Consider the following 13,064-nt stretch of genomic DNA (forward strand, 5'->3'; position numbering starts at 1 on the left):
TCAGTTCATGCCTTCAATGACCGAAAGGTGATGGCCGGCACGCCGCTCGAGCAGTTCCGCGACGATTTCGGAAATATGAGGCAGCCCTTCCAGCGTCAGATGCGGATTGCTCTGCGATGGGCGGGGCCGGTCCGGCAGCACCTTCAGTGCATCGGCAAACCGCTGGGAATCCTTGGCTTCTTCCGGCAAGAGCATCTCGATGAGGCCGAGTTCAGCTGCGCGCCGTGCGCGGATCAGCTGTTCCTCGCGGGGCTTGACGCGCGGCACGATCAGCGCCGGCTTGTCGAAAGACAGGATCTCGCAATAGGTGTTGTAGCCGCCCATCGCCACGACCGCCTTGGCGCCGGCAATCAGGTCTTCCATGCGGTTGTCGAACTCGATGATCTTGATATAGGGGATCTTGGACCCCTTCCTGACCAGCTTGTTGCGCTTGCGCGCCGGCATGTAAGGCCCAAGCACGATCAGCGCCCTATGCTGCAATTGCGGATCCTGCTGATAGGCATCGAAGACGTCGTGGATAAGTTCGGCGCCGTCACCGCCGCCACCGGTGGTAACGAGAATATAGTCGCCCTCGGGCCGGTGGCCGGGCATCTCGTTCCGCTGCAGGCTCCGTTGCAGGAAACCGACGAACTTCATCTTTGCTCCGACAGCCGACGGCACATCCAGGCCCGTCAACGGATCGTAGAAATCCGGCGGACCATAGACCCAGACCTTGTCGTAGAACAGGCCTATCTTGCGCATTACATCCCTGCGTGCCCACTCTGCTTCGAGCAGATTCGGCGCGTCCATCACCTCTCGCAAGCCAAGCACGAGCGTGGTGCCCCGCGTCTTGAGGTAGGACAGCGTGTCCTCGATCTCACCGCGCAGGCCGAGCGGTTCCTTGTCGACGATGAAGATATCCGGCCGGTAGGTCTCGGCTGTGTGGCGGATGATCGACTGGCGCATCCTTAGCGTCTCATGCAGATCGATATGCTTTTCCAGCGAGGTGTATTCGCCGTTGCGCAACTTGATGACGCTGGGGATCTTCACGAAGTCGACACGGGCGCGGTAGTCGAAGGCGCCAGCGATGGTCGCGCCCGAAATGATAAGCACCTGAAGTCCGCGGAAATCCTCGACCAGCGAATGCGCGATCGTCCGGCAGCGCTGCAAGTGGCCGAGCCCGAACGTGTCGTGGCTGTACATGAGAATTCGAGCGTTTTGTACGTGCTGGGTCATTGCTGAACGTCTTTTAGGATTCTCGCCCTGAGGACCGTGGCGACCCCGCAGGCTTCGAAACTCTCGGGTCTACCGACCTGTTTTGAAACATGACAGCGCAATTTTCAATTCGTATTACCCGAGAGGGTCCATATGCTGAAGCCAGGAAGCCGCGTCTGCTCAGCTGCCCGCTTGCCACATGTCCAGGCGCAATGGAAGCAGAGGCGACAGCAAACGGGGTGCCAATCGCGTATCAGGGCGAAGCCAGGATTGGTCGATAGATAGCAAATTCAACGGTTTATCGCATCCGTGGCGGAGATTCCGATGGGGCAGCGTTGGCACAGATTCATATCGCCAGGTTGGGGTCGAGCGTTCGAATCGCTTCAACCGCCTCCAAATTTTCGTTATGTCTGAAAACAACAAAGGGGCGGGTAACCGGACCTCTTTTGCTGCCTGGCACTGGGGACGAGCGGGATAGTTCCCCAATCTCGACTTGCAATTGCGACCCGCAGGCCGTGATCCGATCCCGCCATTGCGATAGCCGGCGAGGATGGCAAAGCGCTCAGACGCTCCCTGACCAAACACCGGTCAGTAGGCTTCGACTGTCAGAAGTGCGTTCTCGAACCGCTTGGCCGCAAGGTCCTCGGGCGTGATCCAATATTGAAGCGGTCCCATCTCGCCAACGGTCCAATCGACCGCCATATCCGGCCCGATCTGCAGCAACAGCAGGTAGCGGTCCTTCATCTCGTCGGCTGCGACCTGGATGACTTCACCCTTGCCAAGCATCTGATGGCCACGGGGTGAGTGGCGGTGAGACAGGGCGGCTACGACTTCCCGGCCTATCAAAGCCGCACCGTCCGGATCTGTCAGTCCACCCTCGGCGCCCCGGATCGCCGCGATTGAAAGCCAATGGTTCATCACCTGCGGAAGTTGGCGATGATGCGGCCGCCACGCCGGAGAAGATGACGGCATGCCGTTGGCGCGCAAGTCTTCCAGGAAGGCAACGATCTGCTGCTTCACCTCGGCTGGAGGTGCGTCATATTCCTTCAGTCCGGCATTGACCGTCGGAAAGAAAGCGTTGAACATCTTCGAACCGAATGCCGACAGTTCGCGCTGCACCAGCCGTAGTCGCTTGGCCTCCGGATCGTCTTCGACAGCATCACCAAGCGCCTTCAGCTGTGCCGTGACGTCGGCCGTCTCTTCGCGGTGATATGCTTCCACAAGCTTCCGAACGATCCGCGCAGTATGCCAATTGGCCGGAAAACCCGGATATGGCGTCCAAAGCGTGTCCTTCGGCGCCTGATGAGCGGAAAGCAGCGGATCGGGGGTAACAGGCGAACCGTAGAAGGCCTCAACCCTTTCGGCGCGAATCTTGTCCGCGACCTCGAAGGCATGACCTTCGTCCGCACGCGCCGCGACTTCGGCGTCGGTCGGCTCCTCGATCCAGGCAAATTCGACCTCGACCCGATCATAGTGGGTTCGCTTGCCCCGCAGGATTTCGTCCGTCGGATCCGATCCCAGAATCTTGGCGGTGAAGGGCATGTCGAGCGGCTGCCACTTCTGCGTCACCCGGCGCGGTTCATACCGGGTCACGAAGTGCAGCGCGTCCGGCCCAAACGTGTCGGACATCGGCGCGAAGAAATAGAGGTAGCCCTTGTCGGGCAGCAGATCGCGGCCAGGTCCCGGTGGCAGGTCCGAACAGTCGATTTGCGCCATGAAATTGAGGCGCTCGAGCAATCCCTGCCGATTGTGAACCGTCGGCCAGTCGAATTCATCGGGGACGATCGGCAGTCCACCAAAATAGCTCATGCTGCGTTGGGGAAGACGCGGCGGAAAGACGTGCCTGATCGCGATGCGCGCCGCTTGCCCCCGTTCGATCGCTTCGCGGCCATCGACGGAAATCGGCGGGATCTTGCGCTCGACATGCGCTTTGGACTTCGCCTTGCGCTGGTCGTCGCTGTCCTTGGCTTGCTGCTGCAAGTCGGCGATCAGCTTTTCGGCCGCAGGGTCAGGCCGAGGCGATGCGGCGTGGGCCGCTTCAGACGATGCCAGCGTGCGTTGACGAGCCTTGCCGACCGACAAGGCGGGACTGTCCTGTGGTTTGCCTTTTGAAGCCGAACCGGAAAACAGCCCGGCAATGCCGCGATAGATCAGGCTGCCAACGATCAGGAGCATCGCCCCGGCCACAAGCAACGGCATCAGATTCGCCATGACGCTTACCCCCATCGCCGGCTGCGTCGCCTTCCTCCCGAAGCCGAATTATTGCCGTTATATGAGGCCTTGCGCAAGCAAGGGTTCGATCAGGCAGCGCAGCAGCTGAAATCAGCCAGGCCGCCCGCCCACCTTCCGCAGCGACGCCTGGTGGACCAGCGACGTCCAGCTGTTGGTCGACGCGAGATGGCAGTAGAGCAGGCCAAACGCCTCGGAAGCCCTGAAGCGTCCTATTCCATCGCTCCTGCCAAGCCTTCGGCCGAAAGGCCCAGCCGGCTGTAGCCTTCGACGAATTCGGGATCGTCATAGATGTCCTGGGTCACTTCCGTTCGTTCCTACTCCCGCGAACGACGTCGACGTTGGCGCCGAGGAGGTAAATCAGATAGAACTAAATCAGGCAGAACGATTGTCTGCGATTTCAGGAGACGACATGTCCGAGGAGCATGTTGAACGTCGGCTGGCGGCGATCCTGGCCGCAGATGTGGTCGGCTATAGCCGTCTTATGGAGGTTGACGAAGAGCACACTCTCAATCTCCTTCGGCAGCATCGACGGGAGTTCTTCGATCCGACCGTCACCAAGCATGGTGGGCGCATCTTTAAGGTGATGGGTGACGGCTTCCTGGTGGAGTTCGGCAGCGTGATCAATGCGGCGCGCTGCGCGGTCGAGATCCAACGCGGCATGTCCGAGCGGAATGCCGGCATCCCCGAGGACCGGCATTTCAAGTTTCGCATGGGCATCAACCTTGGCGATATCATCGTCGACGGTGATGATTTCCACGGCGACGGCGTCAATCTTGCGGTGCGGCTGCAGGGCCTCGCGATACCCGGCGGCATCGCCTGCTCGGAAGCGGTGCGCCATGCGGTCGGCAACAAGCTGGGCGTCGACTTCGCCGATCAGGGCGCCAGGACCGTCAAGAACATTGCTCAGCCGCTGCACGTCTATTTCGCCAACTGGGACCAGGGCGCCGCGCATGTCGAGACGCATGTTGCGGCCGGGAGCGTCCAGACGCTGGTGCGGTCCGACAAGCCGTCGGTGGCGATCCTACCCTTCGCCAATCTGAGCAATGATCCCGACCAGCAGTATTTCAGTGACGGCATCACTGAAGATATCATAACCGACCTCTCGAACGTCTCCGGCCTGTTCGTGCTCAGCCGCAATACGGTCTTCGCCTTCAAGGGCAGGACCGACAAGATGGAACGCATCGCCAGGGAGCTTGGCGTCGGCTACATTGTCGAGGGCAGCGTCCGCAAGGCGGGAAACCGGGTCAGGATCAATGCCGAGCTGATCGAGGGCGCCACAGACGGACACGTCTGGGCTGCCCGCTACGACCGCGACCTCACCGACATCTTCGCCGTGCAGGACGAAATCGCCAAGGCGGTCGTGGCGCAACTCAGGGTCAGGCTCCTGCCCGAGGAGAAGAAGGCTATTGAGAAGGCGCCGACGGACAATGTGGACGCCTATACGCATTATCTTCGAGGCCGCGATTACAGCCACATCGCGACCAGGGCGAACCACCTGATGGCCAGACAAAGTTATATCAGGGCCATCGAGCTTGATCCGGGATATGCCCGCGCATATGCAGGCTTGGCGGTCAGCGACGTACGCCTTCAGTCGATGTACGGCTCACCGATCCAAGTGGACGACATTTTCGCGACCGCCGATAAAGCCCTGGCTCTGGACCCGAATTTGGCCGAGGCGCATTCAGCCAGAGGCTTTGCCCTGTCCCTCGCCGGCCGCCGTGCCGAGGCCGCCGCGGCGTTCGAACAGGCTCTCGCGCTCGACCCCAATTGCCACGAGGCCAACCGCTACTATGCCGAGTTCTGCGTAACCGGCGGCCAGTTCGAACTCGCCGCGACGTACTTCATGCGTGCGATGGAGATCAAACCGACCGACTACGGCGCACCGGTCATGCTGGTGAACGTCTTCCGCACTCTCGGCCAGCAGAACGACGCGGAGCTTTATGCGCGGATTGCAATGGAGAGAGCTGAAGAGGAACTCCGTCTGCATCCGGAGAACGCCAATTGTGCCTGCCTGGGCGCGATCGTGCTGGCCTTCCTTGGTGAAGGCGATAGGGCAGCGAAGTGGCTTGAGCGGGCTCTGGCGATCGACCCTAGCGATATGAACACCCAATACAACGCCGCTTGTACCTATGCGTTGCTGGGGGAGTTCGAACGCTCGATCGACCTTTTGGAGGCGTGGCTGCCGCAGGCTGGCGCCGAGATGAGACTCTGGTTCAAGAACGATTCCGATTTCGCCTCTGTTCGCAGTCATCCTCGCTACCAGAAGTTGCTCCAGCTCCTGCAGTAGCGATACGCATTGTTCTTGAGGCAATTTTATTGCCGACAATTAAGAACCGGCCTTCAGGAAGATTTACCTGACAAACCAACGCCCTCGCCATTCCACGGATATTATGTTATGTTACTAATATAACCGAGAGGTGGGGGAATGGGTACCCGGTTCAGGCTGTTCGTTCAGCCTCCGTTTGAAGACCCAACGTCAAGCCCTGAGATCATTACGGTTTCTTCGCCGCGAGGCAGCGTCGGACCTGGCCCGTCCGATGATCTTATGTATGTCGTCGAGCCGGTCGACAAGACGCGGCCCTATGGCGTCAACCACGGCCCGCTGGGCACGCCCGTCATCTCCCTGCCGCCCTGGACGCGAGCGATCCTCGATCCCGCCGTTCCCGACGAGGAAGGCAATTTCGATCACTATCAACCCTCGACGCCCGGCTTCGAAGCAGCGCACGCGTTCGGTTGCGTCCGCTTCACGCTCGACGTTTGGGAGCGTTACATCGGCCAGCCGCTCACCTGGCATTTCCGCGATCACTACGACCGTCTGGAAATCTCCATCCTGCCGGGTTGGGATAACGCCCAATACGGCTATGGCTTCCTCGAGCTCGGCAGCCAATTCACGAAAGACGGGCGCACGCTCCCCTTCAGCCTCGACTTCGATATTATCGCGCACGAGGTTGGCCATGCATTCGTCTACAGCATCCTCGGCATACCTGACCCGGGAGCTGAGTTCCCCGAATATCTGGGCTTTCAGGAGGCCTTCTCCGACTGCGTTTCGTTGATTGCGGCCATGCATTTTCCCTCCGTGATCGAAAATGTTCTGACGGAGACACGCGGGAATCTCTACATCGCCAACCAACTCTCTCGCTTCTCGGAATTCTCGCCGCACCGCCAGATACGCGAGGCCAACAACAAACTGACGATGGCCGATTTCGCGGACGGCTGGACCGACGAGCATGCACTGTCGCAACCTCTCACGGGCGCCGTCTTCGACATTCTGGTCGATGTCTTTCACGAGAGCTTGGTGGCTCGAGGACTGATCTCGCCGGAGGCCGAAAATCTTGCCGACCTCGCCGAGATCGATCCAGCTGCCGAGCTGCCGATGCAGGAAGTCTTTGACCGCGATTTCGCTCGCAATCCGGAAGGTTTCGTCGAAGCGCTGCTAGACGCGCGGGATGTCGTGGGTACCTACCTCGCCGAGACGCTGTGGGCTCTCGCGCCGGATTTCCTGGACTACCGCGACGTGGCGAGAACGATGCTTGCGGTCGACGACAGTGTGACCGGAGGAGAACTATCGAGGATCATCTTCCGAGATTTCGACCGGAGAGGGATTTTTCGCTACCGTGCCGGGCCTCGCCTGAAGAAGCCAAACCGAAAGAGCCATTTTCACGAGGGCCGAATCGCTCTTCCACTGGACCAGGCGCGTCTGCCGGACATGAGCTATTTCGAGAAATATTGGATGTCCAGAAGTGGCGCCGAGCTTTGATCGGCATGCAGATGATGAGGGTGATCCATGGTAACTGAAACCATCCTAAGTACATCGGCCATACATTTGTTCGGTCGAGTTCTTGAAGATTTGAAGCTTACGAAGAGGACCGATGGGGGACGGCCTCCAAGGCTTGGTGACAACAGATTCCTGCAGAACCAGATTGACGCCTCCGGTAGCCTGCTCGCAAGGATTTATGCGTTCACCTTCGAAGCACAGTTCTATGAGCTGGCCCGACCGACCATACTTCTTGTCCACGGGCCTGGCTCTATCGTTGATTATCCAGCCCCCACAGAAACCGATCTCAAGGTCATGAGCCGCGGTCCAAGCGACCCTGCCTATACCGGACTGGCATCGCAGATAGGCTCGTTCGCGCGCGGAATGCAGGTCTGGGTCTACGACAAGAGTGACCTGACAATGCGGCTGGAACTCGACACCGGAACGCTCGAGGATGTCCTGTTAAGTGCAGAGCTGGACCCGCGTTCGTTTGGGCGATCGGGTGGAGCAATGGGCAGATCCGGCGGTGCGATGGGGCGATCAGGCGGCGCGATGGGCAGGTCAGGTGGTGCGATGGGACGCTCCGGTGGTGCCATGAACCGCAACGGGCGCGGCGATTTCGACTAATGCATGTCGCTCAAAAGTGGCCTCGGTTTTTGAGACAACGACATGCATAGAAACAAAGGCTTAAAGCGCGTCGCATGAATCCGTTTCGACGCGACGTTAATTGAGGATGCCGAAGGGAGATGGGCCATGGCAAGAGTAGATATAGTACGTGTCGATACACCTGAAGGGGCTGCTGTAAGAGGCGGAGATCCGGTTACGGTCAGCGTGACAGTACACCCAGATCGTGATTGGTTTAAAGACACAGAATACTTAGTAATTGAATTTATTTATGCGGAATATTTAGACATTGCGACTGATATATCGGTATACCTAAACGATATAACAATCGAAGATTCGACAGCGATCAATTTCAAGGTTAACGCAGAAGTTGGCGCTTCAATCGGAGACTACTACGTCCAAATCAAGAATACATACTTGAAGGAAATCGTCATAAGTGGCCCTGAGGATGGAACTATCGCTGTGTCCTAAAGCTAGTCACTTCCAAAAAAGTACGTTGTGACTACCTGCAATGTCACATCGGCATCAGCGGCTCTGCCGTCACGCCGGCAAAATCTTGCCGGGGTTCATGATGCGGACGACAACCTCGGGCTTGGTGTCGGATCTCCGTATGCGCGACATGAGCGCGCTCCGTCCTTCCTGCGAGCACATATGCTTGCGCTTTGTCATGGCCAGCCTCATGAGGGCCAGCGAGAAATCAGCCCGCCGGCAGCCCCGCCTTCCGCAGCGACGCCTGGTGGACCAGCGACGTCCAGCTGTTGGTCGAGGCGAGATGGCAGTAGAGCAGGCCGAGCGCGCCTGATTTGCGCAGGTCGAGAAACGCCTCGTCGCTCAGCTTGTTGAAAGCCGGCTCATCGATCACCTGGAAGTCGGTGAGGTTGAGCACCTCGCCGCCCTCGAGCGTCACCTTGCTCTGGCGCGGCGCGAACAGGCCGTGCGCGTCGATCCTTTCGATCATCACGCGGGTGGCGTTGAAATCGAGCTGGAACTGGTTGCAGAAGGCGAGCGCCTGCCTGGTCGCTTCGGTCGGCTCGGTGCCCTTGAAGAACGGCAGGATCTTTTCGTCGCGGAAAGGCGCCAGCAACTGGTCGACGACGCGGTCGCTTGCCCGGTCGATGCACAGCGTCAGCCGGCCGGGCGACTTCGGATCCTCGGCCAGGATGAAGGGATAGCGGCGGACATAGGCCGGGATGTAGTGCGGCCCGGTCCACTTGCCGTCGGCATCGACGAACAGATTCTCGTCCTTGCGCACGCCGGTGATGATCACCGGCGCCTTGGCCGGACCGATGAAGACGATCGGGTAGGAGCGCATCGCTGCCGGCATCTCCGAGGCCACCACCGGAATGGCGTGCGCCGAGCGGGCGAAGCCGAAGTCGCTGCGCGCCGCCAGGCCGAGCGAGCCATGCCGCACCGGGTTGAGCGCCTCCGGCGTCGAGTAGAACAACGGCATCGTATCGCTTGCCACTTCCGTCTTCGCATCTGCCATCGTCGGTCCCTTCTCCCGCAGGCCGATCAGGCCGCGACCATCAGACTCCGAAAGCCGGGATCTGTTCTTGTTGCGCTGACCTTGGTTTGGAAACAATCCCGCGCAGGAACAAAGTACTACAGCGTCTCCTGCGCGCATAAAAGGACAGGCGGTGCTGTATTTTGGGATTCGTGCCGACGAAATGACTTGGCGTGAGGCCGGTGCCGGCCGGGACCCTCTGGACAGCTTGCGGCGAAGCGGCGACAGTGCCGCCGGCAGCAGGCAGAGTGAGGCGAATTGCATGGCGTCGGCATCGGATTTCGAACACGCGGTCGGGTCGGTTTTCACTGCCGAGATTGGCGGCAGGACGGTTTCTCTCGAACTGACCGCGGTCCGCCAGATTGCTTCCAGCCCGCGCCCCGGCGGCGGCTTCACGCTTTTGTTCAAGGGGCCGCGCGACATAGGGCTGCCGCAGGCCATCTACCACCTCACCAGCGATGCCATCACCGACGACATCTTCATCGTCCCGGTTTCGGGCGACGCGACCGGCTATGTCTATGAGGCTGTCTTCAACTGATTTTTTGATTTTCGGAGATCCGGCCGGTCGGGGCGACGATCAGGGCACTCCGAAAGGGGACAGCTGGACAGATGATCGACCATATCGAGATCGCGGGCTTGCTTGACGAAACGGCATGCAGCGAGCTGTGCGCGGAAATCCGGGCGGCCAGCGGTCGTCCGGCCGGCCTGTTGGGGCGTGAAGACGAGAAGCCGGCATGGCCAGAGATCCGCCGAACCACGCGCGCCGAGGTCTCAGCGGCCACCGAAGCGCTGGTGAACGACCTGTTGGCGCGGCAGAAGCCGACTCTGGAACGTCATTTCGGTCTCGCGCTCGGCAATGCTGAAAAGCCCCAGTTTCTTCACTATCGGGAAGGCGATTTCTTCGTGCCGCACCAGGACGGCAACACGCCGCTCATCCACGACGAGTCTCGGTTCAGAAGGATCTCGGCGGTGATCTTTCTCAACCGCCAGTCGGACGATCCTTCGCCGGCAAACTATGCCGGCGGCTCGCTGGTCCTGCATGGTCCCTACAGCGGTCCGCACCTGCGCGTCGCCATGCCGGCATTGCCAGGCTCCCTCGTCGCGTTTCGTTCGGAAACAACGCACGAAGTCACCCCGGTCACGCGCAACGAGCGTTTCACCATCGTGTCGTGGTACCGCGGGGCGTGACGGTCGGCGTAGGCGTCACGGCCGCTCGAATGCACGTCGCGTTGAACCGAACTCAGGACACGCTTCAGGCGTAGGCGCTGCCCCTCACCTGCCTGCCGACATCCTCTCCCCGTATAGTGACGGGGAGAGGGGCGCTCTCATCCATGATTTCGCCAATTGTCAGCGTTGCAAGAAAGGCGCCGCGTTGCGGCCAGCCTCTTTCTCCCCGTCCCTATACGGGGAGAAATGTCCGGCAGGACAATGAGGGGCGGCGCGGACCAACGATCCCTAGTTCAACGCGTTTGCACGAGGTTTCACGCGACGCGCTTTGGCTAGCGCGGCGAACACTCCATCAGGTCGTAGACGCCCATGTCCTCGGTGACGACGAATCCCAGCCGCGTATAGAGCCGCCTGGCCGGATTGTTCTTCTCGACATGGATCGACACCGCCTTGCCGGCGGCACTTGCTTCGTCGATGAGGTCGCTGAGCAGCGCCGCGCCGAACCCCTTGCGGCGAAACGCCGGCAACAAGGAGATGTCGATGATGCAATACTGGTTCCGCCAACGCTCGACATAGAGGCGGCCTATGTCTGCCGCGCCAGACATCACCACCAGCCAGTCGGCTTGCGAATAATGCTTGATGTAATGTGTGTGCTGCGCCCGAAACTGCATGTCGAGGAAGGCGGTCTTCTGCGCCTCGGTCCAGGATGTTACGGCCAGTTCCTCGGCACGGGTCGAGGCATAGACCCGTGACAGGAACGGCAGATCGGCATCAGTCACTGGACGAAACGTCAGCCCGGCCCCAGCCGCCCGTACCCAACCGGCCGAAACCGCCACGTGAAAGTCGTTCATCGCAAAATCAGGGGCGCGACGGGTACACGCCCTGCAGCGCGATGCAGAAATAGCAGGTCAGATAGGGCTGCATGTTGTTGTGTGGCTGTCCGCCACCGGCAGGCGCGAGCGCTTCCGGCGCCAGTTGGACATTAACGGCTGGGTTTGAGCCCAGGTACATCTGGTTGCCCGCCGCCACGAAGTTGCCTTGGGGCGTCTTGAAGGAGCCATCGTCTTCAGCGCCCAGCATGGTGTGCGCATGAGACGGCATCTCGCTCTCAAGCAGCGTCACGGTCTCGGAACCGCCAGTTTCACCAAGGTCATGCAACGACAGGCCGGGGCCTTGCCCCGGATGCATCGGCGCGTTGCCCTGGAGGTCCGGCAAGGCAAAATTGCTCTTGCCGTTGCCGCCATAGGTGGTGCCGAGCAGTGAGAACAAAGCGGTGTTCTGCGACAGCGGCAGCAATTGCCCGTCGCACCACGCCCAGCCATTGGGCGCGAAATTGAACGGAAAGATGCGGATTTCGGCGACGAACGGGTTGGCCATGGACGGACCTCTTTAAGTCTGCGAGGGGAAGATCCCGAACAGCGAGATGATGAAATTGACACAAAGGTAGGGTTGGAAATTGTCATGCGGCTGGCTGCCGCCCGTGCTCGAGATGGCATTGGCCGCCATGGGTGACGCGTTGTCAGCCAGATTGTAGTAGGTCTGAGCCTGCGTGTTGGCCAACACCGAACTGGTCGGCAGCTGCGACGTTGCCGTCGCCGTGGACCCCAACGGCGGATGCGAATGCGCCGGAATCTGGGCGACTGTCAGCGTGACCGTTTCGACGCCGCCGGTCTCGGCCAGGATGAAGCCGTTGCCCTGATGGATCGGAAGGCGGCCTTGCAGATCCGGCAGTGCGAACGTGCTCTGACCGTCGCCGCCATAGCTCGTGCCGATCAGTTGGAACAGCGTCTCGTACTCCGAGATCGGCAGAAGTTGTCCGCCGCAGAACATCCAGCCGGCCGGCGCGAAATTACCGGCAAATATACGAACTTCGCCTACATAGGGTTGTCCCATGGTTGCGCTCCCTCAATTCGGCGACGGAAAGATGCCCTGCAGGGCAATGCAGAAACTCAGCGTCAGAAACGGTTGCATGTTGATATGCGCCTGGCTGCCACCGGTATTCGAGACCGAAGCCGGCGCCATGGCCACCAGCTGAGTGGCTGTGCCGTAGGTGTTGGCAGGAGCTTTGGTGAGGATCGCGCCATTCGGATTGGCGACCCCTCCGGGATTGCTATTGGCATTGATCATGTGCGTGTGCGTGGGCAATTCCGAGATCGATAGCGTATGGGCCGGCTCGCCGCCGCGCTCGCCGAGCGTGTGACCGCTGCCGACGTGGATCGGCGTACGTCCCTGATAGTTGGGCAGCGCGAAATTCACGCGGCCGTCACCGCCGAACGTCGTTCCCAGCAGCGAAAACAGCGCCTGGTTCTGGTTGATGGGCAGCAACTGCCCATTGCAAAGCGCCCAGCCCTTGGGCGCGAACACAAAAGACATGATTCTGATTTCGGAAAGAAATGGTTCCGACATCGCCGCTCCCTCACATTTGATCCATACTAAACAGATACTGCTAATTTACGCAACGTCATGCAAGAGGCAACTAAAAGAATTTGTTTAACTTGCCTTTTATTAAATTTCGCCGGCAAACAACCATGGGCGCCGCGCAGCACAAAACAACAGCGCTGCCAGTGACCTAATGGCCAACGCTCCTGT

General features: G+C 60.0%; 14 protein-coding genes. 6 read left to right on the top strand and 8 right to left on the bottom strand.

Features of this window, described 5'->3' with window-relative positions; all coding sequences use genetic code 11:
- Complete coding sequence (locus AC1D0I_RS01300; protein WP_477305464.1) at nt 1-1,215, bottom strand: glycosyltransferase family protein; 1,215 nt, start codon at nt 1,213-1,215, stop codon at nt 1-3.
- 567 nt (nt 1,216-1,782) lie between these two features.
- The gene (locus tag AC1D0I_RS01305; RefSeq protein ID WP_477392549.1) at nt 1,783-3,405 is read right to left on the bottom strand and encodes a PqqD family protein; all 1,623 of its coding nucleotides are present in this window, start codon (nt 3,403-3,405) and stop codon (nt 1,783-1,785) included.
- A gap of 430 nt (nt 3,406-3,835) precedes the next feature.
- On the opposite strand from AC1D0I_RS01305, the gene AC1D0I_RS01310 reads away from it, so the two are divergent.
- From AC1D0I_RS01310 to AC1D0I_RS01325, 4 genes are all read left to right on the top strand, one after another.
- Nucleotides 3,836-5,713, top strand: coding sequence for a TPR end-of-group domain-containing protein (locus AC1D0I_RS01310; RefSeq protein ID WP_477392551.1), 1,878 nt, complete (start codon nt 3,836-3,838; stop codon nt 5,711-5,713).
- 138 nt (nt 5,714-5,851) lie between these two features.
- A complete protein-coding gene (locus AC1D0I_RS01315) occupies nt 5,852-7,183 on the top strand; it encodes a gluzincin family metallopeptidase (RefSeq protein WP_477392553.1) in 1,332 nt (443 codons plus the stop codon).
- 27 nt (nt 7,184-7,210) lie between these two features.
- Nucleotides 7,211-7,807, top strand: a complete 597-nt coding sequence (locus AC1D0I_RS01320) for a hypothetical protein (protein WP_477392555.1) — start codon at nt 7,211-7,213, stop codon at nt 7,805-7,807.
- A gap of 126 nt (nt 7,808-7,933) precedes the next feature.
- Nucleotides 7,934-8,275 carry a hypothetical protein gene (locus AC1D0I_RS01325; RefSeq protein ID WP_457155367.1) on the top strand — a complete coding sequence of 114 codons (342 nt, stop codon included), beginning with the start codon at nt 7,934-7,936 and terminating at the stop codon, nt 8,273-8,275.
- A 69-nt stretch (nt 8,276-8,344) separates the two neighbouring features.
- Here AC1D0I_RS01325 and AC1D0I_RS01330 read toward each other — a convergent pair whose 3' ends face one another.
- Nucleotides 8,345-8,473, bottom strand: a complete 129-nt coding sequence (locus AC1D0I_RS01330; RefSeq protein WP_477392557.1) for a hypothetical protein — start codon at nt 8,471-8,473, stop codon at nt 8,345-8,347.
- Between the two features lie 28 nt (nt 8,474-8,501).
- Nucleotides 8,502-9,290: a SapC family protein gene (locus tag AC1D0I_RS01335; protein ID WP_477392559.1), complete on the bottom strand. Its 789-nt coding sequence runs from the start codon at nt 9,288-9,290 to the stop codon at nt 8,502-8,504.
- 280 nt (nt 9,291-9,570) lie between these two features.
- On the opposite strand from AC1D0I_RS01335, the gene AC1D0I_RS01340 reads away from it, so the two are divergent.
- A complete protein-coding gene (locus AC1D0I_RS01340; protein WP_477305470.1) occupies nt 9,571-9,846 on the top strand; it encodes a DUF6916 family protein in 276 nt (91 codons plus the stop codon).
- A 71-nt stretch (nt 9,847-9,917) separates the two neighbouring features.
- The gene (locus AC1D0I_RS01345; RefSeq protein ID WP_477305472.1) at nt 9,918-10,496 is read left to right on the top strand and encodes a 2OG-Fe(II) oxygenase; all 579 of its coding nucleotides are present in this window, start codon (nt 9,918-9,920) and stop codon (nt 10,494-10,496) included.
- 311 nt (nt 10,497-10,807) lie between these two features.
- On the opposite strand, the gene AC1D0I_RS01350 is transcribed toward AC1D0I_RS01345, so the two are convergent.
- From AC1D0I_RS01350 to AC1D0I_RS01365, 4 genes are read right to left on the bottom strand one after another with little or no spacing between them, the layout of a single operon-like run.
- Entirely contained in the window at nt 10,808-11,326 is a 519-nt protein-coding gene (locus AC1D0I_RS01350) for an N-acetyltransferase family protein (RefSeq protein WP_477305473.1), read from the bottom strand.
- 7 nt (nt 11,327-11,333) lie between these two features.
- Nucleotides 11,334-11,852, bottom strand: coding sequence for a phage tail protein (locus AC1D0I_RS01355; protein WP_477224777.1), 519 nt, complete (start codon nt 11,850-11,852; stop codon nt 11,334-11,336).
- Between the two features lie 12 nt (nt 11,853-11,864).
- Nucleotides 11,865-12,368, bottom strand: a complete 504-nt coding sequence (locus AC1D0I_RS01360) for a phage tail protein (protein WP_477392561.1) — start codon at nt 12,366-12,368, stop codon at nt 11,865-11,867.
- Nucleotides 12,369-12,380: 12 nt separating this feature from the next.
- Complete coding sequence (locus AC1D0I_RS01365; protein WP_457150723.1) at nt 12,381-12,881, bottom strand: phage tail protein; 501 nt, start codon at nt 12,879-12,881, stop codon at nt 12,381-12,383.
- Between the last annotated feature and the right edge of the window lie 183 nt (nt 12,882-13,064).

This window comes from Mesorhizobium sp. P2_D1, assembly GCF_056404455.1.

What these genes read in the sequence shown, in the direction of transcription:
- AC1D0I_RS01300 (WP_477305464.1), bottom strand. Translation starts at nt 1,215, where the DNA reads ATGACCCAGCACGTACAAAACGCTCGAATTCTCATGTACAGCCACGAC.
- AC1D0I_RS01305 (WP_477392549.1), bottom strand. Translation starts at nt 3,405, where the DNA reads ATGGCGAATCTGATGCCGTTGCTTGTGGCCGGGGCGATGCTCCTGATC.
- AC1D0I_RS01310 (WP_477392551.1), top strand. Translation starts at nt 3,836, where the DNA reads ATGTCCGAGGAGCATGTTGAACGTCGGCTGGCGGCGATCCTGGCCGCA.
- AC1D0I_RS01315 (WP_477392553.1), top strand. Translation starts at nt 5,852, where the DNA reads ATGGGTACCCGGTTCAGGCTGTTCGTTCAGCCTCCGTTTGAAGACCCA.
- AC1D0I_RS01320 (WP_477392555.1), top strand. Translation starts at nt 7,211, where the DNA reads ATGGTAACTGAAACCATCCTAAGTACATCGGCCATACATTTGTTCGGT.
- AC1D0I_RS01325 (WP_457155367.1), top strand. Translation starts at nt 7,934, where the DNA reads ATGGCAAGAGTAGATATAGTACGTGTCGATACACCTGAAGGGGCTGCT.
- AC1D0I_RS01330 (WP_477392557.1), bottom strand. Translation starts at nt 8,473, where the DNA reads ATGACAAAGCGCAAGCATATGTGCTCGCAGGAAGGACGGAGCGCGCTC.
- AC1D0I_RS01335 (WP_477392559.1), bottom strand. Translation starts at nt 9,290, where the DNA reads ATGGCAGATGCGAAGACGGAAGTGGCAAGCGATACGATGCCGTTGTTC.
- AC1D0I_RS01340 (WP_477305470.1), top strand. Translation starts at nt 9,571, where the DNA reads ATGGCGTCGGCATCGGATTTCGAACACGCGGTCGGGTCGGTTTTCACT.
- AC1D0I_RS01345 (WP_477305472.1), top strand. Translation starts at nt 9,918, where the DNA reads ATGATCGACCATATCGAGATCGCGGGCTTGCTTGACGAAACGGCATGC.
- AC1D0I_RS01350 (WP_477305473.1), bottom strand. Translation starts at nt 11,326, where the DNA reads ATGAACGACTTTCACGTGGCGGTTTCGGCCGGTTGGGTACGGGCGGCT.
- AC1D0I_RS01355 (WP_477224777.1), bottom strand. Translation starts at nt 11,852, where the DNA reads ATGGCCAACCCGTTCGTCGCCGAAATCCGCATCTTTCCGTTCAATTTC.
- AC1D0I_RS01360 (WP_477392561.1), bottom strand. Translation starts at nt 12,368, where the DNA reads ATGGGACAACCCTATGTAGGCGAAGTTCGTATATTTGCCGGTAATTTC.
- AC1D0I_RS01365 (WP_457150723.1), bottom strand. Translation starts at nt 12,881, where the DNA reads ATGTCGGAACCATTTCTTTCCGAAATCAGAATCATGTCTTTTGTGTTC.